The 22,316-nt window shown below is 54.8% G+C and carries 18 protein-coding genes; 9 read left to right on the top strand and 9 right to left on the bottom strand.

What is annotated here, in order from left to right:
- Window positions 1-219: 219 nt before the first annotated feature.
- From nagZ to DBZ16_RS05395, 7 genes are all read right to left on the bottom strand, one after another.
- Window positions 220-1,308 (bottom strand): beta-N-acetylhexosaminidase, encoded by a 1,089-nt coding sequence (gene nagZ / locus DBZ16_RS05360; RefSeq protein ID WP_107813223.1) that lies wholly within the window; start codon window positions 1,306-1,308, stop codon window positions 220-222.
- Window positions 1,309-1,377: 69 nt separating this feature from the next.
- The gene (locus DBZ16_RS05365; protein WP_107813224.1) at window positions 1,378-2,898 is read right to left on the bottom strand and encodes a Na+/H+ antiporter NhaC family protein; all 1,521 of its coding nucleotides are present in this window, start codon (window positions 2,896-2,898) and stop codon (window positions 1,378-1,380) included.
- Window positions 2,899-3,088: 190 nt separating this feature from the next.
- Entirely contained in the window at window positions 3,089-4,591 is a 1,503-nt protein-coding gene (locus DBZ16_RS05370; RefSeq protein WP_430914338.1) for a DegQ family serine endoprotease, read from the bottom strand.
- Window positions 4,592-4,813: 222 nt separating this feature from the next.
- Window positions 4,814-5,446 carry an endonuclease III gene (gene nth / locus DBZ16_RS05375; protein ID WP_107813226.1) on the bottom strand — a complete coding sequence of 211 codons (633 nt, stop codon included), beginning with the start codon at window positions 5,444-5,446 and terminating at the stop codon, window positions 4,814-4,816.
- A 215-nt stretch (window positions 5,447-5,661) separates the two neighbouring features.
- Window positions 5,662-7,050, bottom strand: coding sequence for a Na+/H+ antiporter NhaC (nhaC, locus tag DBZ16_RS05385; RefSeq protein ID WP_107813227.1), 1,389 nt, complete (start codon window positions 7,048-7,050; stop codon window positions 5,662-5,664).
- Window positions 7,051-7,230: 180 nt separating this feature from the next.
- Complete coding sequence (locus tag DBZ16_RS05390; protein WP_167390265.1) at window positions 7,231-7,863, bottom strand: alpha/beta fold hydrolase; 633 nt, start codon at window positions 7,861-7,863, stop codon at window positions 7,231-7,233.
- Window positions 7,864-8,093: 230 nt separating this feature from the next.
- Window positions 8,094-9,317 (bottom strand): sugar MFS transporter, encoded by a 1,224-nt coding sequence (locus DBZ16_RS05395; RefSeq protein ID WP_107813229.1) that lies wholly within the window; start codon window positions 9,315-9,317, stop codon window positions 8,094-8,096.
- A gap of 257 nt (window positions 9,318-9,574) precedes the next feature.
- On the opposite strand from DBZ16_RS05395, the gene DBZ16_RS05400 reads away from it, so the two are divergent.
- The 3 genes from DBZ16_RS05400 (at window position 9,575) to DBZ16_RS05410 (ending at window position 12,195) form a co-directional block, all read left to right on the top strand.
- Window positions 9,575-9,991, top strand: coding sequence for a YqaA family protein (locus DBZ16_RS05400; protein ID WP_107813230.1), 417 nt, complete (start codon window positions 9,575-9,577; stop codon window positions 9,989-9,991).
- Window positions 9,992-10,094: 103 nt separating this feature from the next.
- Window positions 10,095-11,288 carry an amino acid aminotransferase gene (locus DBZ16_RS05405; RefSeq protein ID WP_107813231.1) on the top strand — a complete coding sequence of 398 codons (1,194 nt, stop codon included), beginning with the start codon at window positions 10,095-10,097 and terminating at the stop codon, window positions 11,286-11,288.
- 103 nt (window positions 11,289-11,391) lie between these two features.
- Window positions 11,392-12,195, top strand: a complete 804-nt coding sequence (locus DBZ16_RS05410) for a glycosyltransferase (RefSeq protein WP_070514142.1) — start codon at window positions 11,392-11,394, stop codon at window positions 12,193-12,195.
- Between the two features lie 275 nt (window positions 12,196-12,470).
- Here DBZ16_RS05410 and pip read toward each other — a convergent pair whose 3' ends face one another.
- Window positions 12,471-13,418, bottom strand: a complete 948-nt coding sequence (pip, locus tag DBZ16_RS05420; RefSeq protein WP_107813232.1) for a prolyl aminopeptidase — start codon at window positions 13,416-13,418, stop codon at window positions 12,471-12,473.
- A 159-nt stretch (window positions 13,419-13,577) separates the two neighbouring features.
- Between pip and lptE the strand changes: the two genes are divergently transcribed.
- The 4 genes from lptE (at window position 13,578) to DBZ16_RS05440 (ending at window position 16,385) form a co-directional block, all read left to right on the top strand.
- Window positions 13,578-14,057, top strand: coding sequence for an LPS assembly lipoprotein LptE (lptE, locus tag DBZ16_RS05425; protein WP_107813233.1), 480 nt, complete (start codon window positions 13,578-13,580; stop codon window positions 14,055-14,057).
- The gene (gene holA / locus DBZ16_RS05430; RefSeq protein WP_107813234.1) at window positions 14,057-15,058 is read left to right on the top strand and encodes a DNA polymerase III subunit delta; all 1,002 of its coding nucleotides are present in this window, start codon (window positions 14,057-14,059) and stop codon (window positions 15,056-15,058) included. Before lptE ends, holA begins: the two co-directional genes overlap by 1 nt.
- 285 nt (window positions 15,059-15,343) lie before the next feature.
- Window positions 15,344-15,763 (top strand): hypothetical protein, encoded by a 420-nt coding sequence (locus tag DBZ16_RS05435; RefSeq protein WP_107813235.1) that lies wholly within the window; start codon window positions 15,344-15,346, stop codon window positions 15,761-15,763.
- Between the two features lie 97 nt (window positions 15,764-15,860).
- Window positions 15,861-16,385 carry an RDD family protein gene (locus DBZ16_RS05440; protein WP_107813469.1) on the top strand — a complete coding sequence of 175 codons (525 nt, stop codon included), beginning with the start codon at window positions 15,861-15,863 and terminating at the stop codon, window positions 16,383-16,385.
- 86 nt (window positions 16,386-16,471) lie between these two features.
- Here the strand turns inward: DBZ16_RS05440 and DBZ16_RS05445 are convergent, their stop codons facing one another.
- Complete coding sequence (locus tag DBZ16_RS05445) at window positions 16,472-18,115, bottom strand: lactate permease LctP family transporter (protein WP_107813236.1); 1,644 nt, start codon at window positions 18,113-18,115, stop codon at window positions 16,472-16,474.
- 381 nt (window positions 18,116-18,496) lie between these two features.
- On the opposite strand from DBZ16_RS05445, the gene DBZ16_RS05450 reads away from it, so the two are divergent.
- A complete protein-coding gene (locus tag DBZ16_RS05450) occupies window positions 18,497-19,276 on the top strand; it encodes a FadR/GntR family transcriptional regulator (protein WP_107813237.1) in 780 nt (259 codons plus the stop codon).
- Between the two features lie 118 nt (window positions 19,277-19,394).
- Entirely contained in the window at window positions 19,395-22,247 is a 2,853-nt protein-coding gene (gene gcvP, locus DBZ16_RS05455) for an aminomethyl-transferring glycine dehydrogenase (protein ID WP_107813238.1), read from the top strand.
- Window positions 22,248-22,316 lie beyond the last annotated feature (69 nt).

A 22,316-nucleotide genomic window follows, 5' to 3' on the forward strand; every position in this document is an offset into this window, starting at 1 on the left:
ATGTGGAAAGGTCGTCTGAAAACCTTAATTCAAGGTTTTCAGACGACCTTTTTTAGTGTTCGAAACTGCTTAAGTGAATTCAAAGGCAGGCACGCAATAAAGCGCACCTGAGTGTGATTTCACATCTACCACATTCTTTAAACGGACAAAAGGTCGTCTGAAACAGCCAAATTCAGCTTTTCAGACGACTTTCTTTCATGCTTTCTAAATCAAACGCCTTTAAAACGCTTCGCCGACTTTCACGCCGCCGGCTGTGTCTTTAGGCGTGGCAAGTTGCGCGGTCATGGCTTGGGCGGCTTGGAAATCGGGCGTTTGCATCACGGCTTGGGCGGCTTCCTTGCCCAATGTGTTCGCCATGTATTGCCAGCGGTTTGCCAAATCGGGATTGGCGGGGATTTGGAAGCCGTCGCGCAGTTCGTCGACGAGGTCGGGGCGGTTGCAGACGAGGACGATATCGCAGCCTGCCGTGAAAGAGGCGTTTGCGCGTTCTTTGATACCGCCCGCTGCGCCCGCGCCTTCCATGGTGAGGTCGTCTGAAAAGATAACGCCTTTAAATCCGATGTCTTGGCGCAGGATTTCTTTCAGCCATTTTTCGGAAAAACCGGCGGGTTTGCCGTCAATTTGCGGATAAACGACGTGGGCAGGCATGACTGCCGCCATGCCTTCATCGCTTAAGGCGCGGAACGGGATAATGTCGGCGACTTTAAGTTCGGCAAGGCTGCGCGTGTCTTCGGGTTGAACCAAATGGCTGTCGCCTTCGACGAATCCGTGTCCGGGAAAATGTTTGCCGCAGGATTTCATGCCACCTCGATTCAGACCTTTTTGCAGGGCAAGGGCGAGCTGGGTTACGGTGTCGGCGTTGCGGTGGAAGCTGCGGTTGCCGATGACGGGACATGTTCCCCAGTCGAGGTCGAGGACGGGCGTGAAGGAAAGGTCTATGCCGCAGGCGGTCAGCTCTGTTGCCAATACCCAGCCGACCTGCTCGGCTTTTTCTTTGGCGGCAGCTTCGCCTTCGGTGTCCCAAATCTGCCCCAAGGTGTTCATCGCGGGCAGTCGGGTGAAGCCGTCAATGAAGCGTTGCACCCTGCCGCCTTCGTGATCGACGGCGATGATGAGTTCGGGCGTACGCAGTGCTTTGATTTCTTGAACCAGGGCTTTGAGCTGCTCAACGTTTTGAAAATTGCGGCGGAACAGGATGACGCCGCCGATGGACGGGTCGAGCAGGCGTTGTTTTTCTTCTTCGGTCAGACAGTAGGCGGCGACGTCTGCCATAACGGGGCCGCGCGGGATGGAATGGGGAGCGTTCATTTTTGGATTCCTTAAAATGTTTCAGACGACCTTAAAGTATCGAAGGTCGTCTGAAAACGGGAAAACACATCAGGCAGCTTTGCCTTTTTTGTCTTTCAGTATGAAGATGAGTGCGGTCATGACGACGCCGGTTGCGAAAAAGCCCAGCCAAGCCGATTGCGTCATGCCCAACACGAGGTAGCCTGCCGCTGCCGCGCCTGCAACGGTCAAGGCGTAAGGCAGTTGCGATGTAACGTGGTCGATATGGTTGCAATGCGCACCGGTGGAAGACAGGATGGTGGTGTCGGAAATGGGCGAACAGTGGTCGCCGCACACCGCGCCTGCCATCACGGCGGACATACACGGGATAACCAACGATGCATCGACTTTGACTGCCATCGCGGCGGCAATCGGCAGCATAATGCCAAACGTTCCCCAGCTTGTACCTGTGGCAAACGCCATCACGCTGGCAAGCAGGAAGAGGATGACGGGCAGGAAGCCGGGATGGATGTTGTCTGCAACCAGCGTGGAGAGGTAGTCGCCGGTGTGCATTTCGCTGACGACGGTGCTGATGAGCCAGGCAAGAATCAGGATGGTAATCGCGCCGAACATCGAAGATATGCCTTGAATGATGGCTTTGGGATAATCGGCAGCTTTGATGGTACCAAGCGTGCAGAGGATGACGGTCAGTACGCCGCAAGTGCCGCCGAACACCAGCGAAGTGTTTACATCGGTATTTTCAAACGCGCCCAAAATGGTGAAGGTTTCGCTTGCCTGCGCGCCTGTGTAAATCATGGCGGAAACGGTGGAGACGATTAACACCAAAACCGGAATAATCAGCGCGTAAACCCGGCCTTTAGGGTCGTCTGAAACGGTGGTTTCGTCGTGAACTTCCTGCAATGCCGCTCTCTCAAAGCGCGCCATCGAGCCGATATCGAAGGAGAACCATGCGACGATGAACACCATCAACAGGGCAAATAAGGCGTAATAGTTCATCAAGCTCATGGCGACGAACGTACCCATCGGCGTGTATCCGGTGATGTGGTAAGTAACGAGCAGACCTGCCAGCGTGGCGATAATCGATGCACCCCAGCTTGAAACCGGCATCAGTACGCACATCGGCGCGGCGGTAGAATCAAGGATATACGCCAGTTTGGCGCGGGAGACTTTGAATTTATCGGTAACGGGGCGGGCAATCGCGCCGACGGCGAGACTGTGGAAATAGTCGTCGATAAAGGTAACGAATACGAGGCAGGCAGTCAGCATTTTTGCGCCGCGCCGTCCTTTGATGTGTTGCTTCGCCCAGTTGGCAAATGCCTGATTGCTGCCGGAGAAGGTCAGTAGTGAAGTAAAAATACCGAGCAACAATAAGAAAATCAGAATTTTAGGTTTTCCCAAAGACCAATCGCCGTCCGCCCAAGCCAGTCCGACCACCATGTCTTTCAGATGCGCCAAACCGTCAATCGGACTGCCGCCGACCAAAAAGGCAACGCCGACCAAAATACCGATGCCCAAAGACAACAGTACGCGGCGGGTAATGACGGCAAGTGCCAACGCCAAAAACGGCGGCACGACGGCTAAAAACGAATTCGAATAATCAATCAGTTGCATAATATTTTTTATAATAGGAAGTCAATCGGAGCGGAACGTTTTCAGACGACCTTTGAATATAATTGTTAACAAAGCCCCAAAAGAGTAAACAATCAAAACTTAAACAAATCAATTCGTTGTCAAAATTGCAAAATACCCGCCACCTTAGGATGGCGGGTATTCTATCATTGAATGGCGCTTGCGTTGCACCTTATTGCAGAGTCAGGGCGAGGAAAAGCGTATTGCCGTCGCGCTGAACCAGCAGCGGCACGTTTTTGCCCGCGCCTGCCAACGCGCTGCGGAAGCTTGATTCGTCGTTGACGCTGATTTGGCTGACGGCAAGAATTTCATCGCCGCGCTTAAGTCCGGCACGTTCCGCCGCGCCGCTGACGCGGGAAACAATCAGGCGGCTTTTGCCTGCGCCTTCATCAACGCGCAGAATCAGACCTGTATTGTCGACGGTAAAGCCGTCCGCCGGATTTTCCTGCTGCGGCTGCTCGGTAGCGCGCGAAGAAGTTTCGTTCTGCTCCGCCATGCTGCCGAGTTTGACTTTCACATTGATTTTCTCGCCTTTTCGCCATACTTCCAGTGTGACCTCCTTACCCGGCAGCATCGAGCCGACCATGACCGGCAAATCGCTGGAAACGCGCACTTCTTCGCCGTTGACGCTGCGGACGATGTCGCCCACTTGCAATCCCGCCTGCATGGCAGGGCTATTCGGCATCACTTTGGCAATCAACGCGCCGCTGGCTTTGTCCAAGCCGAACGATTTTGCCAGATCGTAAGACACTTCCTGAATAATCACGCCCAACTGACCGCGCTGAACCTTACCGCTGGTTTTCAACTGCTCGGCAACGTTCATCGCCACATCAATCGGAATCGCGAAAGAAATGCCCATAAATCCGCCGCTGCGGCTGTAAATTTGGGAGTTGATGCCGACCACCTGACCTTTCAGGTTAAACAGCGGGCCGCCGGAGTTGCCCGGATTGATGGCAACGTCGGTTTGGATGAAAGGCGTGTAGCTTTCGTTCGGCAGGCTGCGTCCTTTGGCGGACACGATGCCTGAAGTAACGCTGTTGTCAAAACCGAACGGCGCGCCGATGGCGGCAACCCACTCGCCCGGTTTCAAATCTTTCGGATTGCCGATTTTGACGACGGGCAATTCTTCCGACGCATCAATCTTCAACAGCGCGACATCGGATTGCGTATCCGAACCGATCAGCTTGGCAGTATATTCGCGCTTGTCGTTGAGCAGGACTTTGATATTGCCCATGCCGGCGACGACGTGGGCATTGGTCAGGATATAGCCGTCTTTACTGATGATAAAGCCGGAACCGAAATTCAAATCATCGTCGGCAGATTGGTCTTCCGGCATATCGGGCATATTCGGAACCAGGCGTTTGAAAAACTCGTAAAACGGGTCGTTGTCCGGAAACTGGCTCAAATCCATGCCCTGCTCTTCAGACTGCCCGCTGCCTGCGGCACGTCCGGCGGGGGACGCTTGGATATTGACCACCGCCTGACCTTCGTTTTGCACCAATTGTGCGAAATCGGGCAGCAGCATACCGACGCTGCCGTCGTTTTTCGAGGGTTCGATTCTCTGTACGAATTCTTCGCTTTTGCTGTCGCCGCCGAAGAAGCTGCTGATTTTGTCACAGCCGCCCAAGGCCAGCGCAGAAGCCGTTACCAAAGCAAAGTATCTGTATTTTTTCATTTTTTCGCGCACCGCGTTTCCTTTTCCGAATAACGGATTGTGTTCTTGCATCTTAAAAAACCGGGGTCGTCTGAAACTTTTATCGTTTTCCAACCCGATAAGGTCGAATTTTACCTTTTGCCCGTATTTTTTCAAGCATTTCATTTTGAATAAAAAAATGCCGTCAGAAATTTTAACCTAATGGGAAGGTTGTTTTGTTGATTGTTTACAATTTATCAACGTTTACATCAACTTCGCACCATACTCGCATAAATCATTAATCATACATTTCCCGCATTGCGGCTTCTGCGCCTTACAGGTGTAGCGTCCATGCAAAATCAGCCAATGATGCGCATCCATCAAAAACTCTTTCGGCACAAAGCGCATCAGCTTGTCTTCCACCTCCCGCACATCTTTGCCCGGCGCGATTTTGGTACGGTTGGACACTCTGAAGATATGCGTATCGACCGCCATGACGGGATGACCGAACGCCGTGTTCAACACCACGTTTGCCGTCTTGCGCCCTACGCCCGGCAACGATTCCAAAGCCTCGCGGTCTGCCGGCACTTCGCCGTTGTATTTTTCCAGCAGGATGCGGCAAGTCTGCATGATGTGTTTGGACTTGGTTTTATAAAGCCCGATGGTTTTCGTGTATTCCATCACACCGTCCAACCCCAAATCCAGCATCGCCTGTGGCGTATTGGCAACCGGAAACAGCTTCGCCGTCGCCTTATTCACGCCCACGTCGGTCGCCTGCGCCGACAGCAAAACGGCAATCAAAAGCTCGAAGGGGGAATTGAAATGAAGCTCGGTGGTCGGATGGGGATTGGCAGCGCGGAAACGCTCGAAAATTTCTTGGCGGATCTGTTTGTTCATGGAGATATGGGTAGGATTTGTGTGTGTCTTTATAGTGAATTAACTTTAAACCAGTACGGCGTTGCCTCGCCTTGCCGTACTATCTGTACTGTCTGCGGCTTCGTCGCCTTGTCCTGATTTAAATTTAATCCACTATATCGTTTGCCCGATTATATCGCAAAAGGTCGTCTGAAAACGCCAAACGCTTTTTCAGACGACCTTTCTATCCTGCCGCTTTACGCGGTTTCTTTCTTGCTCAACGTCAGACCTGTCCAGCCGAACAGCAGCGTCAAAATCAGGCTCAGATAGCAGAAAAAGGCATAAGGCAGGTATTCCCAGACGGGTACGCCGAGGGCGTGGCTGATGAACACGCCGCAGACGCTCCACGGCACAAGCGGATTGATGACCGTACCCGCGTCTTCCAGCGTGCGAGAGAGGTTGCGCGAATGCAGTCCGAGCTTGTCGTACACGGGTTTGAAGGTTTCGCCGGAAAGCAAAATACTCAAATATTGTTCGCCAATCAGAAAATTCACGCCGACCGATGTGGCGGCAACGCTGAAGGTGGCGCGTCCGGCAGTGGTCAGAAACGCGCGGATGGCGTCCAACAGCGACGGAATCACGCCGAGCGTAAACAGCAGCCCGCCCAAACTCATGCCGAGAATCACGATGGTTTGCGTGAAGAACATGCTTTCCAAACCGCCGCGCGAAATGAGTTTGGCGATGTCTTGAAACGCTTCGCCTTCGAGTTTGTAGCCGCCGTAAAACCATGTGCCGAGCTGGTTCAAGTCGGGCGTGCTGTGGAAATAAGTTACCGCAAGCGCGGCGAGGATGGTGAAGAGCATGGCGACAACGGCGTTAATGCGCAACAGTGCCAGCACGACCAACAGCGCAAACGGAATCAGTGAATAGCCGTGTACCAAGCCCGTCGCTTCAAGCTGGCTGCGGAAGGATTCGACACTGTTCAAATCGTGGGCGGCAACATTGGGCAAGAGCCACAGCATCAATGCCGCACTGATGAGCCACGCGGGAATGGTGGTGTACATCATGTTTTTGATGTGCTCGAACAAATCGATGCCGACGATGGAGGCGGAAATGCCCGTGGTATCGGAGAGCGGGGACATTTTGTCGCCGAAGAACGCGCCGGAAACAATCGCACCCGCCGTCATCGCCAAATCGGCATGAAACGCCGCCGCCATGCCCATAAAGGCAACGCCGACGGTGGCGCAAGTGGTCAAACTGCTGCCGATGGACACGCCGATGACGGAACAAAGTGCAAAGGCGGAGAAATAGAAATAAGTAGGGGAAATCAGCCCGAAACCGTAATACATCAGCGTCGGAATCGCGCCGCTCATCATCAGCGCGCTGACCATCAGCCCGATGAAGAAAAACAGGTAAATCGCGCCCATGCCCTGCCCCACCGCGCCGACCATGCCTTTTTGCATGTCGTTATATTTCAACCCGCGCGCGAGACCGTAGAGGATGAGGACGGTAATGGCGGCGATGATGGACATATGGGGCAGCCAGCCCAGCGAAATGATGGTGTAACCCATCGCTCCGATTAACGCCGCAACGACGGCAAGCGCCTCTTTGCGCGGCATATCGAGCAGTGATTTGAATGCAAACATATTGCTTTGCCTGTTTTGTGTGTATTTAACGAAGTTTAGCACACGGGGTCGTCTGAAAAACCGCTTTTCAGACGACCCCGTGATTTTTTATGAATGTAATAACGGATTTTAGTTGATGCGATATGGTTTTAAATTTGATTTTTTGAAACAAAATATCCTTATTTTCAAAATAAAGCCGTATTATTTCTTTTTATCATGATTAAACTGCCCTTCACGCAAAAATGTTGCGGTTTGCTCAGCAGTAATGTGTTTGAACAGCATACCGCTATGGCTGACGGGCAAGATAACGTGGTCGCGCATATTCGGGCAGCGGGTTTCGCTGACCAAAACCGTACCGTCGTGTTCGCCGTGCAAACCCAATACGCGCCCCAGCCCGAGCGGCTTGTTGCCGGCGATACTGCCCAGTTCGATATGTTCGGGCAAATCGGGCGTACCGCCGTCGAGCGCATCGCGATAAGCGCCACCGAGTACGGGGGTTTTTAACCCGAGTCGGAACACCCTTTGCGCAGCCCGGCTGCCTTGGTGGGGCGTACCGAAGGTAACGATGCGGCCGGTAATTTTTTCGGGATGGGCGGCGGCAAAGTGGCGCAACACCAGCCCGCCCAGACTGTGTCCGGCAAAATGCAGAGGCTCGCCCGTATTGTGTTTTTCAACAAACTCTGCCAATGCCTGCGTGTGCTGCGGCATGGTGTGCCAGACGCTGTAATAACCGAACAGGGAAACGTCAAAGCCTTGCTTTTCCAGCATATCCGCTAAAGGTTTCATCACCCAAGAGTGCATGTGCAGTCCGTGTAATAAGATGATTTTCGACATGAAGACCTCCTGTATTTTTGCCGCCAGCATTATGCCATAAGTCAGTCAGACCGTATTGCGGACGCATTTTGTCTTTTGAAAACGGGTTTAAGCTCCGGTTAAAATCTGTTGCCGTATTTTCAGACGACCTCTGTTGGAACGGATCAGGTTTAAAAGTCCGCCGCAAAGCAAAAAGGTCGTCTGAAAACCTGATTTCCAAGTTTTCAGACGACCTTCTGTTCAAACCATGCTTAATCGTCGGCTTTATAACCCTTGAGGGCAAAGAAGACGATGTAGAGGTAGCACACGGCTGATACGACAAAAGACGACATCAGGCTGTAAGTATCGACCGCCCAACCTTGTACGACCGGAACAATCGCACCGCCGACAATGGCAGTACAGAGTACGCCTGAAGCAGCATTGGTGAATTTACCGAGATTTTTGGTCGCCAGCGAGAAGATGGTCGGGAACATGATGGAGTTGAAGAAGCCGATGGCAAGCAGCGACCACATGGCGACGTCGGCATTGCCTTTACCGGTCATCATGGCGATGATGAGCAGGACAACAGCGATAGTGGCATTGAAGGCAAGGTAGCGGTTGGGCGCGATTTTCGCCATAACTGCTGAGCCGAGGAAACGTCCGACCATGGCGCCGCCCCAGTAGAACGACAGGTATTGGGCGGCGGAAGCGTGATCCATCCCTTTCAGGAAGCCCAAGACATTGACCATCAATGAGCCGATGGATACTTCGGCACCGACGTAGCAGAAAATACCTGCCGCACCGAGGACGAGGTGTTTGTATTGCCACACGCTGCTTTTGCCGTCGTGGTTGTGTTCGCTTTCTTCTTCGGCGATTTTGCGCGCGTCAGGCAGGCGGATCATCTTCACGAAGACGGCAAGGATAATCAACAGGCCTGCCAAACCCAAGTAAGGGATTTGAACGGAGGAAATCTGTTCGGCTTTGCTGGCGGTCTGCGTTGCATCTGCCAGAATCAGGAATGCGCCGATTTGCGGGGCAATGGTCGTACCCAGTGAGTTGAACGCCTGCACCAAAGTCAGCGTAGCGGATTCTTTGCCCGGTTTCGCCAACAAGGTTACATACGGGTTGCCTGCAACCTGCAATAGGGTTACGCCTGAAGCAAGAATGAAGAGCGCGCCCAAGAAAGTCGGGTAAGAGTGACTGCCCGCAGCGGGATAAAACAGCAAGCATCCGACGGCGGTCAGCAAGAAGCCGCCGATGACGCCGTTTTTATAGCCGATTTTACCGACGAGATGCCCCATCGGAATCGACATGATGGCATAGGCGGTAAAAAAACAGAATTGAATCAGCATCGCCTGAACATAAGTCAGCTCGAAAATTTCTTTCAGATGCGGAATCAGGATGTCGTTCATGCAGGTGATGAAACCCATCATGAAGAAGAGCGTGGTCAGGACAACCAGCGCGGGATTATGGTTTTGTTGTGATGGCGTAGACATGATTTGCCTTTCGATTTAGATTTATTGGAATTGACCGTACAAACAGTTAATATCCGTTAATAACGGGCTGAATCATACTGGCTTTTGCTATTCTTGCAAACACTGAAAACACGTCGACTACATAGCGTTTCAGCAAGATTCTGTCCGATAAAGCATTTTATAGACAGAATCAGTCTGAATTTCACAAAAAAACCTACCCGCAAACGACTTAAAATCTTATTTCAGACGACCTTTAACCTGACGCAAACTTCTCCGCCATGCCCCTCATTTACGCCTACCTCGGACTCGCCGCCTCCGCCTTCACCTCCGCCACCATCCTGCCGGGCACATCCGAAGCCGCCTTCGCCGCGTTCATCTATACCTATCCCGAACAGGCATACGGCGCGTGGTTGTGCGCCGGACTGGCAAACGGCTTGGGCAGCATGGTTTCCTATTGGATGGGGCTGCTGATTCCGTCTAAGAATAAGAAAAGGTCGTCTGAAAAGACCCTGCACCTGCTCCAACGCTGGGGAACCCTGCCCCTTTTGTTTGCCTGGCTGCCCGTTATCGGCGACGCGCTGCCCATTGCCGCAGGCTGGCTCAGGCTCAACCCCTACACCTCCGCACTCATGCTCCTGACCGGAAAAATCCTGCGCTACGGCATCATCCTCGCCTGCATCAAAGGCATGATGTAGCACGTTGCGACAAAACCTGCCGCATTCATTTTCAGACGACCTGAAACAGCGTAAAATCCCAAAGGAAATATCCCGTCCCTTCATTTTTGCAAAGCGAGAGATCATGTTCTTCAATCACATCGAAGCCGCCCCCGCAGATCCCATCTTAGGCTTGGGCGAAGCATTCAAAGCCGAAACCCGTCCCGAAAAAGTCAACCTCGGCATCGGCGTTTATAAAGACGCATCCGGCGCAACCCCCATCGTCAAAGCCGTCAAAGAAGCCGAAAAACGCCTGCTCGAGAGAGAAACCACCAAAAACTACCTCACCATCGACGGCGTTGCCGACTACAACGAGCAAACCCAAATCCTTCTTTTCGGCGCAGACCACGAAATCGTCGCCAGCCGCCGCGCCAAAACCGCCCAAAGCCTCGGCGGCACAGGCGCGTTGCGTATTGCCGCCGAGTTCGCCAAACGCCAGTTGAACGCGCAAACCATCTGGATTTCCAACCCCACATGGCCCAACCACAACGCCATCTTCAAAGCCGTCGGCATCCAAGACAAGCCCTACCGCTACTACGACGCCGCCAAACACAGCCTAGACTGGGACGGCATGATTGAAGACCTCAGCCAAGCGCAAAAAGGCGACGTCGTCCTTTTGCACGGCTGCTGCCACAACCCCACCGGTATCGACCCCACGCCCGAACAATGGGAAACCCTCGCCAAACTCTCCGCCGAAAAAGGCTGGCTGCCCCTGTTTGACTTCGCCTACCAAGGCTTCGGCAACGGCCTCGAAGAAGACGCATACGGCTTGCGCACCTTCCTGAAATACAACAAAGAATTGCTCATCGCCAGCTCCTATTCCAAAAACTTCGGCATGTATAACGAACGCGTCGGCGCATTCACCTTAGTCGCAGAAGACGAAGCCACCGCCGCCCGCGCCCACAGCCAAGTCAAAACCATCATCCGCACCCTCTACTCCAACCCCGCCTCCCACGGCGCGAACACCATCGCCCTCGTGTTGAAAGACGCGGATTTGAAAGCACAATGGATTGCCGAACTCGACGAAATGCGCGGCCGCATCAAAGCCATGCGCCAAAAATTCGTCGAGCTTCTCAAAGCCAAAGGCGCGACTCAAGACTTCGACTTCATCATCGAACAAAACGGCATGTTCTCCTTCAGCGGCCTCACGCCCGAACAAGTCGACCGCCTGAAAAACGAGTTCGCCATCTACGCCGTGCGCTCCGGCCGCATCAACGTCGCCGGCATTACCGATGACAACATCGACTACCTGTGCGAAAGCATCGTGAAAGTGTTGTAATCCGCATCAGGCAATACCAAAAGGTCGTCTGAAAACCCGAAATACCGTTTTCAGACGACCTTTCCCCACCGTTTGACACAACAACCCCTTAAAGCATCACATTATGAGACCCACACTAGACGTCATCATCCCCTGCTACAACTCCGCCGCCACCCTTCAAGCGGCTGTCGAAAGCGCCGTTTCCCAACCCGCCGTCGAAAACGTCTGGCTGATTGACGACGCCTCCTTCGACGACACACGCCTCATCATGAGCGACCTCGCCGCCATCCATCCCAAAGTCCGCTGCGAATACATGCTCGAAAACGGTGGCGCAGCCAAAGCCCGCAACTGGGGCGCCATGCAAAGCCAAGCCGATTTCATCGCCTTCCTCGACGCCGACGACGTCTATGAAAACAACGTCCTCAACGCCGCCTACCTCGGCTTGGAAGCCTATTCCTACCTCAGCCTGGTCCGCCTCAAACTGCGCCCGATCGGCTTTCCCGAACACTACCTCAACCACCCGCAATTCCCTACCGCATGGGAACGGCTTCAAATGACCGTCGGCGGCAACACCGTATTCCGCCGCAGCATCTTTCTCGCCTGCGGCGGCTTTCCGCAAGACGAACTCTTCCGAATCTTCGGCGGCGAAGATGCCGCACTCGGCATCGCACTGACCCGCGACAGCGTCGTCGGCTACCTCTTTGAAGAACGCGACCCCGCCGTCAGACACAACTACCGCCCCGGCATCCACGCCGAGCGCCTGCTCGATGCCGAACTTTTCGGCAAAACCATCCCCGGACTGACCATAGACCACCAAAACGAAGCCGAAGCCGTCACCCGCCGCATCAGCCGCCGCCTGCAAGAAGTCAAAGCACACTCGACCTTCGAAGAAGCCGGCACCATGCCGCTCTACCCCGAGTACGAATAAGCGGGCATAAGCGCAAAGCCCTGCCCGACCGCTTGCATCACATTGCTTGCAGCAAAAAAGGTCGTCTGAAATTTTGTTTTCAGACGACCTTTTCTATATTTATAGTGGATTAACTTTAAACCAGTACGGCGTTGCCTCGCCTTAGCTCAAAGAGAACGATTCTCTAAGGTGCTGAAGCACCAAGTGAATCGGTTCCGTACTATCTGTACTGTCTGCGGCTTCGTCGCCTTGTCCTGATTTAAAGTTAATCCACTATAACGGCAGTATGGCGTCAACTATACCTTATCTTCCCACGCTGCACGTTCCCTCATGTCTTCCACCGCTTCCACCAATGCCGCCGCCAAAGGCGGATCAAACGACGAGTGTCCCGCCTGAATCACGCGCAGTTCGGCATCGGGGAGCGCCTGCGAAAGTTCCCACGCGCTTTGCATGGGGGTGCATAAGTCGTAGCGGCCTTGCACGATGATGGTCGGAATATGGCGGATTTTGTCGGTGTTCGCCAAAATCGCTTTGTCGCCTTTCAGCCAGCCTTCGTTGACGAAATAATGGTTTTCCAAGCGGGCGATGGCGAGCGATTGGTAGGCGTCTTCATCGACGTCTTGCGGCTCGAAGCGGATCAGGTAGCTTTCCCAGTCCGCCCATGCTTTGGCGGCTTTCAGACGACCTGCTTCGTCTTCGCCGAACAGCATTTCGTGATACGCCGCAATCAGGCTGCCGCGTTTTTCTTCGGCGACGGGCGCGAGGAATTTTTGCCATTGTGCGGGATAAATCTGGCTGACGCCGCCCGCTTCGTCGAGCCACGCCATTTCGGACGGACGGCACAGGAATATCCCGCGCAATACGAGTCCGGCAACGCGTTCGGGATGGGTTTCGGCATACGCGAGCGACAAGGTGCTGCCCCACGAGCCGCCGAACACCAGCCATTTCTGGATGCCCAGCATTTCGCGGACTTTTTCGATGTCGGCAACCAAGTCCCAAGTCGTGTTGTCATCGGTGCAGGCGTAAGGCAGTGAACGACCGCAGCCGCGCTGGTCGATGATGACGATGCGGAACACGTCGGGATTGAAAAAGCCGCGGCAGGCAGGCGATGCGCCCGCGCCCGGGCCGCCGTGCAGGAAGATGACGGGCAGGCCGTCGGGATTGCCGGATTCTTCCCAATAGATTTGATGGATGTCCGATACGGGCAGCAGGCCGCTGCGGATGGATTCGCGGATGGGGTGCATGATGTTTCTCTCCTGTTGTCTGACGTTTGGATTGTACCCATCGTGCCGGTAAACGACAAACGGCAAGGGGTCGTCTGAAATCCCCTTCTGCCGCCGCGTTTCCCGACCGCCCGACTATCCGCTATAATTCCCCGATACCCGCGCAACAGAAAGAATGAAATGAACAAAATCCTGATGACCGCCGCCGTACTGCTTCTGTCCGCCTGCGGCTTCCACCTCAAAGGCATGGGCGACCCCGCACGCACGCTGCCGTATCCCGCTTGGCACATCCAAAACGCCTCCGTCATGCAAAAGGCTTTGGAAAACGCCCTGCGCCGCGCCGACGGCAAACCCGTTTCCGCCGCCGAAGCGCAAATGACTTTGCACATCAAGAACATTGAAACCCGTCAGGACATCTACACCATCACCCGCGCCGCGCTGGTCAACGAATACCTGCTGACGCTGCGCGTCGAAGCCCAAGCCATGCGCAACGGCGAGCCTGTGGGCGAACCGATGACCATCCTCGTCAACCGCACGATGGACTACAACGACAGCGAAGTGTTGGGCAAACAGGAAGAAAGCGAAACCATCTGGGCGGAAATGCGCGCCGACGCTGCCGACCAAATCGTCCGCCGCCTGACGTTCCTGAAAGCATATTGATGGCGGTCATGAATATCGAACAGATCAACGCGGATATGCCGCTTTCGCCATTGTACATCATTCATGGTGAAGAAGACCTGTTGCGCATCGAAGCCCTCGACACCCTGCGCGCCGCCGCCAAAAAACAAGGCTATCTCAACCGCGAAGTCTTTACGGCGGACAACGGCGCCGACTGGGACGAACTGCTGCAAAGCGCAGGCAGCGCGGGGCTTTTCGCTGATTTGAAACTTTTGGAAATCCACATTCCGAACGGCAAGCCCGGCAAAAACGGCGGCGATGCACTGCAAACCTTCGCCGAACGCCTGCCCGAAGACACCGTTTCCCTGATTCTGCTGCCCAAGCTCGAAAAAGCCCAAACGCAGGCAAAATGGTTCACCGCGCTCGCCGCCAAAGGCACGGTACTCGAAGCCAAAGCCATTAGCACGCAAGCCTTGCCGCAGTGGATAAAGGGTCGTCTGAAAAAGGTCGGACTCGACATCGAACCCGACGCGCTCGCCCTGTTTGCCGAACGCGTCGAAGGCAACCTGCTCGCCGCCCGCCAAGAAATCGACAAACTCGCCCTGCTGCACCCGCAAAACCATACCGTCAACATCGCCGATGCCGAAGCCGCCGTCGCCAACGTCGCCCGTTTCGACGTATTCCAGCTCTCCGGCGCATGGATGAAAGGCGATGCCCTGCGCGTCGCCCGCCTTCTGGACGGACTCGAAGAAGAAGGCGAAGAACCCGTCTTGCTGCTGTGGGCGGTTGCCGAAGACATCCGCACCCTCATCCGCCTGACCGCCGCGCTCAAACAAGGGCAAAGCGTACAATCCGTCCGCAACAGCCTGCGCCTGTGGGGCGACAAACAAACCCTCGCGCCGATTGCCGTCAAACGCATTCCCGCCGTCCGCCTGATCGAAGCGCTCAAAACCTGCGCCAAAATCGACCGCATCATCAAAGGCACAGAAGACGGCGACGCGTGGACGGAATTTAAGCAGTTGGTGACGGGGCTGGCAGTCTGATTTCATTGGGCATGGATAGGCGCTTTTCGCGACAAGGGCGCGCCTGTTCAAAAAGCGTGGAAGTTTGTATGCCGCATCGCTTCTGTACGCGCCCAAACGGCAAAAATACTGTAAAATACCGTTAAACATAAAGTTATGATATTTGAGGTCGTCTGAAATCCGTCCACAACCCGATGCAGCGGATAGACAAGTATTCGGCGCGTTCAGAGATGCACCGCCGCTTGCCCGTCCACTGCAAACCTTTTTTCAGACGACCTCCCACCCTTAATAAGGAACTGCAACTTCATGGACAACCAAACCAAACTCCGCATCGGCGGTCTGCTTGTGCTGACCACCGCCGTTTTAAGCCTACTCATCGTCTTAATCGTCGATTCATGGCCGCTCGCCATCCTGCTCGCCGTCATCATCGTCGCCGCAGCCGCCGGCGGCTTTGTCTGGTCTTCGCGCCGCCAACAGCGCCAGTTCATCGAGCGTCTGAAAAAATTCGACATCGATCCTGAAAAAGGCCGCATCAACGAAGCCAACCTGCGCCGTATGTACCACAGCGGCGGTCAACACCAAAAAGACGCGATAACGTTGGTCTGTCTGTCGCAAAAATGTTCAGCCGACGAAGCGCACGCCATGTTCAAAAAACGCCCGACCCGTCAGGAAATGAACCAAATGGCAGCCCAGCAGGCGCGCGGACAAAAACGTCCCCACCGCTGATTCCTCCCACACAAAGGTCGTCTGAAAACGGATGCGGCGGTTTCGCCCGAACCAAGCATTCCGTTTTTCAGACGACCTTTTTACCGAGCAGACCGCCATGACCGCCCTTCCCCCCGCCCCCGTCAAACGCCGCCTTGCCGCCCTGATGTACGAATTGCTGCTGACCGGCGCCGTGACCGCCATCGCCGCCCTCCTTGCCGGCATCGCCGCGATTTTCCTCAACCCCGTCTCCCAGCTCCTTTCCAGCTTGGCTACCTGCATTATCTTCGTAGGAGGCTGGTGGCTCTATTTCAAAACCAACTGGACGAAAACCGGCCGTACCCTCGCCATGCAGACTTGGAAAATCGGGCTGCACGGCCGCAACGGCACGCTGCCGCCATTGTCGCAACTGCGCATCCGCTTTATTTGGTCGTGTATCTTCGTCGTCTTCATCCCCCTGCTCGCCTACGCCGGCCTGCGCCACCTGCTCGCCATCCCGCCCATACCCGCCTTCGGCGCCGCCCTTATCTGGCTCATCCTGCCGTGGGGCTTCGCCCTGCTGAACCCCGACCGGCAGTTTTTATATGATTTCTTGGCGGGAACGCGATTGGTCGATTTGAAACAGGAAACATCCGAAAACTGAGTGTTCCACTGTTTCGCCACACAGACAAAAGGTCGTCTGAAACCCAAATTGGATTTCAGACGACCTTTTATTTCAAGCCGATAGGCTTATTTATTGAAGAAAATCAGCGTCCACGGCAAAACGTAGGCTTGCAGCAGGGTCAACAGGCCGACGAAGGTACAGAAAATCAAGCTGTGTTTCACGGTGAAGCGGAACAGGTTGGATTCTTTGCCTTCCAGACCGACCGCCGCGCAGGCGATGGCGATGGATTGCGGCGAAATCATTTTGCCGGTCACGCCGCCGGTGGTGTTGGCAGCAACGGTCAACTCGGGCACGACGCCGATTTGATGCGCGGTGCTGGCTTGCAGCGAGCCAAAGAGCGCGTTGGCGGAGGTGTCCGAACCGGTCAGGAATACGCCCAACCAGCCGAGGAACGGCGAGAAGAACGGGAACACGGCGCCGGTAGCGGCGAGGACGAGTGCCAATGTAGATGACAGCCCTGAATAGTTTGCCACGAATGCGAAGCCGAGTACCAAACCGATAGACAGGATGGACAGGCGTAGTTCTTTAAGCGTTTCAAAGAAAGTGCCGACGGCTTCGGAAGGTTTCATTTTCAGCAAAGCGGCGGAAACGATGGAAGCAAACAAGATTGCCGTACCGACTGCGCCGAGGAAGTCGATTTTGAACACGGCGGCGTATGGTGCCGGTTCGCTGACGATGGGCGCGGCTTTTTGTACCAAGTTGTGCAGCATCGGCCAGTCGAATTTGATGGTGGCAACGCCCAAAGCCTCTTTAACGCCCTTAATCGTCCACACGCTGACGAAAACGGTCAGGATGGCGAAAGGAGACCAGGCTTTGATGATTTGTCCGGCAGTGTATTCACCCGCTTTGCGCTCGGACGGTTTTTTCATGCCGTTGAAGGTGAAGATTTCTTTAGGCTGCCATTTTTTCAGGAAGGCAGACAGGCAGACCAGGCTGACCAATGCGGAGGTCACGTCGGGCAATTCCGGGCCGATGAAGTTGGCGGTAATGAACTGGGTAGTGGCGAAAGATACGCCCGCCACCAATACGGCAGGCCAAGTTTGGCGTATGCCGCGCATACCGTCCATCATGGCGACCAACCAGAAAGGAACGATAATCGACAGAATCGGCAGTTGGCGGCCTGCTACTTGACCGATGTGGTAAGGATCGAGGTTGGACACTTGACCGGCAACCAGGATTGGGATGCCCATCGCACCGAAAGCCACGGGCGCGGTATTGGCAATCAAACACAAACCTGCTGCGTAGAGCGGATTGAAGCCCAAGCCCACCAGCAAAGCGGCGGTAATCGCCACCGGCGCGCCGAAGCCTGCCGCGCCTTCGAGGAATGCGCCGAAAGAGAAGCCGACCAGCAGCATTTGCAGGCGTTGGTCTTCGGTAATCGAAATCACGGAAGCGCGGATGATGTCGAACTGCCCTGTTTTCACGGTAATTTTATACAGGAACACGGCAGTAACGATAATCCATGCAATCGGCCACAAACCGTAAGCAAAGCCGTACAGCGCGGAAGAAACCGCCATGCCCGCAGGCATTCCGAAGCCTAATATGGCAACGCCAAGTGCAATCAGCAGCGTATAAAGCCCCGCCTGATAACCCTTGAGCTTCAGGATGGTCAGTGCAACAAAGAAAAAGATAATGGGCAGGAGGGCGACGGCTGCCGTCAAATACAGGCTGCCGCCCACTGCGGTATAGTTTTGAATCCAAGTATCCATAGGGAAAATCTCCGAATATTTTTCTAATATATTTTCTTAAATTGGTAAAACCAATTTTGAGAACGGAGGACACTTTACGAAACTTTAATATGGCGGTCAATTATTTTTTCAGACGACCTTGCTGCGTCGGCGCAAAATTGTTGTTTAATTTTAAATAAAACAAATCATTATACGAAGTGTAAAAATGTAGCCCGATGTAATTTTGAAACACATTCGGGTAGAACCGTCCATATTGACGGGATAGGGGGCGGTAATTAGAATACGGCGACATTGGTCATGCCAATTTTGACGCAGGTTGCCATTTCAGACGACCTGCCACACCACATTATCGGATTTGAGTCTTCTCCATACAGAAAACATGAGGGAAATGAGGGAATTAAAATGACAAAACTGGTTCGACCACAAAAAATCAGCGACCAAATATTGTCGATATTAGAAGAGAGGATTGCGACGGGCGTTTACGAAGAAGGCGGCAAAATCCCGCCCGAACGCACGCTCGCGGAAGAATTCGGCGTATCGCGCCCGTCGGTCAGGGTCGCGCTGAATATCCTGATTGCGCGGCAGGTTTTGGAAGCGCGACAGGGCGACGGCTATTACGTTTCCGTCAAACCGCAGCAGGATTTCCTCCAAAGCTGGCAGGAATTGCTCGGCAAACATTCCAACTGGGAAACCGATGTTTTCGATTTCAGCTGCCACATCGAAGGCTGCATGGCGTCGCTGGCTGCCGAACGGCGCACCGATGCCGATTTGAAGCGGATTGATTTTTGGCGGCAAAAATTCGAATCCGCCTGCGAAAGCGGTCATTTGGAACACCAAACCGAAGCTGACGTGAGCTTTCACCAAACCATCGCCGACGCCGCACACAACATCCTCTTCAGCCATCTCTCCGGCGGCCTGCTCAAAATGCTCTACCGCCAGACGCGCAGCAGCATCATCTACTTCAACCAAACCGAAGACCCGCGCCCCAAGCTGATTGCCCAACACCGCGCTATCTACGAAGCCATACTCGAACGCCGCCCTGCCGACGCCGCCGAAGCAGCCAAAATACACTTAAACTACGTCGCCAACAGCATCTTGCAAAACAGGGAATACAAAAGCCGCAACGAACACGCCGACACGCTGGCGCAGAACGACTTGAAGCGGGTGCAGGACTGGAAGTAGTTTCCTGCCTGACGGAAATGGTAAGCAGACACAAAACCCGATTATCCGCCCGCAAGGTCGTCTGAAAACCCAAATACCTGCCTTCGCGGCAGATTCCTACAACAAAAAAGGAGTAGAAATGAAACTATCCGAACTGTTCAACCCCAACGAATTTGCCGCGCGTCATTTGAGTTTCGGCGACGAGGCTGCGCTTTTGGAAGCGCTCGGCGAGAAGAGTATGGACGACTTTGTAGGCAACACCGTGCCGCAAAGCATCCGTATGCCGTCCGAACTCGACCTGCCCGCAGCACTGACCGAGGCGGACGCTTTGGCGAAGCTGAAAGCCATTGCGGCAAAAAACGTGATCAACAAATCCTATATCGGCTTGGGCTATTATCCGACCCGCGTGCCGAACGTGATTTTGCGCAACGTGTTGGAAAATCCGGGCTGGTACACCGCCTACACGCCGTATCAGGCGGAAATCGCGCAGGGGCGTTTGGAAGCGTTGTTGAACTTCCAGCAGGTGTGTATCGATTTGACCGGTTTCCCCGTGGCGGGCGCGTCTTTGTTGGACGAAGCGACCGCCGCCGCCGAAGCGATGGCGATGGCGCACCGCGTGGGCAAGGTGAAATCCGAACGCTTCTTCGTGGACGAGCGCGTTTATCCGCAGACTTTGGACGTGATGAAAACCCGCGCCAAATATTTCGGCTTCGAGCTGGTGGTCGGCGATTTTACCAAAGCCGATGACGGCGAATACTTCGGCGCACTGTTCCAATACGTCGGCAAAGACGGCGACGTACAAGACTTGCAGGGCGTCATAGGTCGTCTGAAAACCAAAGGCACGATTGTTGCCGTTGCCGCCGACATCATGAGCTTGGTCTTGCTGAAATCGCCTGCCGAGTTGGGCGCGGACATTGCGTTGGGCAACACCCAACGCTTCGGCGTGCCGATGGGCTTCGGCGGGCCGCACGCCGCTTATTTTGCGTTTAAAGACGAGTTCAAACGCTCCGCCCCGGGCCGCATCATCGGCGTATCCAAGGACGCATCGGGCAAACCCGCGCTGCGCATGGCGTTGTCCACCCGCGAACAACACATCCGCCGCGAAAAAGCCACGTCCAATATTTGTACCGCGCAGGCATTGCTGGCGAACTTAGCGGGCATGTACGCCGTCTATCACGGCCCCGAAGGCGTGAAACGCATCGCCAACCGCATTCACGCGCTGGCTTCCGCCTTTGCCGACGCGCTGGTTTCAGACGGTCTCAAAGTGGTTCACGAAGTCTTCTTCGATACCGTTACCGTCGATTTCGGCAGCAAAGAAAAAGCGGACAAAGCGTTCCAAACCGCTTTGGAACTGGGCTACAACCTGCGCCGCGTCAGCGACACCCAAATCGCCGCCGCCTTCCACGAAACATCTGTGCGCGAAGACCTTGCCGTGTTGTACTATGCCTTCACCGGCAACAACACTTTCACGCTTTCAGACGACGTCAAAGGTCGTCTGAAAACCGAATTCCTGCGCCAAGACAATATCTTGCAACATCCCGTGTTCAACCGTTACCACACCGAACACGAAATGCTGCGCTATCTGAAAAAACTCGAAGACCGCGACTTGGCAATGAACCGCAGCATGATTTCGCTGGGCAGCTGCACCATGAAGCTCAACGCCACCGCCGAAATGCTGCCGATTACTTGGGTGGAGTTCTCCGACATCCACCCCTACGCCCCCGAAACCCAAACCGCAGGCTACCGCGAACTCTTGACCGACATGGAAAACAGCCTGAAAGCCATCACCGGCTTTGACGCGATTTCCTTCCAGCCCAACTCCGGCGCGCAGGGCGAATACAGCGGTATGCTCGCCATCCGCCGTTATCAGGAAGCCCAAGGCGAAGCGCAGCGCAACATCTGCCTGATTCCCAAATCCGCCCACGGCACCAACCCCGCCACCGCCGCCATGCTCGGTTTGAAAGTCGTCGTCGTCGATACCGACGAACACGGCAACGTCAACATCGACGATTTGAAAGCCAAAGCCGAACAACACAGCGACGCCTTGTCCGCCATCATGATTACCTACCCGTCCACCCACGGCGTGTACGAAGAAGGCATCCGCGACATCTGCCGCATCATCCATGAAAACGGCGGACAGGTTTACATGGACGGCGCCAACCTCAACGCCCAAATCGGCATCATGCAGCCTGCCGAAGTCGGCGCGGACGTGTTGCACATGAACCTGCACAAAACCTTCTGTATCCCCCACGGCGGCGGCGGCCCGGGTATGGGTCCCATCGGCCTGAAAGCCCACCTCGCTCCGTTTGCACCGGGACACGCCTTGACCGACACGCACAGCGCCAGTGCCGGGCAAACCGCCGTTTCCTCCGCCGCCTTCGGTTCCGCGTCCATCCTGCCGATTACCTGGATGTACCTGACCATGATGGGCAAACAAGGCATGGAACAGGCAACGCGCTGGGCATTGCTCAACGCCAACTACGTCGCCAAACGCCTGAGCGAAGACTATCCCGTCCTTTACACAGGCAAAAACGGCCGCGTCGCGCACGAATGTATCGTCGATTTGCGCCCGCTCAAAGCCGAAAGCGGCATCACCGAAACCGACATCGCCAAACGCCTGATGGACTACGGCTTCCACGCCCCGACCGTCTCCTTCCCCGTTGCCGGCACGCTGATGATCGAACCGACCGAAAGCGAAAGCAAAGCCGAACTCGACCGCTTCATCGCCGCCCTGAAACAAATCAAACAGGAAGTGCTGAAAGTCGAGAGCGGCGAATGGCCGAAAGACGACAACCCGCTGGTCAACGCCCCGCACACCGCCGCCGACGTAACCGGCGAATGGGCGCATCCGTACTCCCGCGAAGAAGCCGTCTTCCCGCTGCCTTTCGTGCGCGAAAACAAATTCTGGCCGAGCGTCAACCGCGTGGACGACGTGTACGGCGACCGGAATCTGGTCTGCTCCTGCCCGCCGATGGAAGCGTATGAAGATTAAGGTTTGACATGAAGAAAGGTCGTCTGAAAATTTCAGACGACCTTTGTTTTAAAAAACGTTCATTCAGAA

It is taken from the genome of Neisseria sicca (assembly GCF_003044565.1).
GTDB classification, from domain to species: Bacteria; Pseudomonadota; Gammaproteobacteria; order Burkholderiales; family Neisseriaceae; genus Neisseria; species Neisseria sicca_A.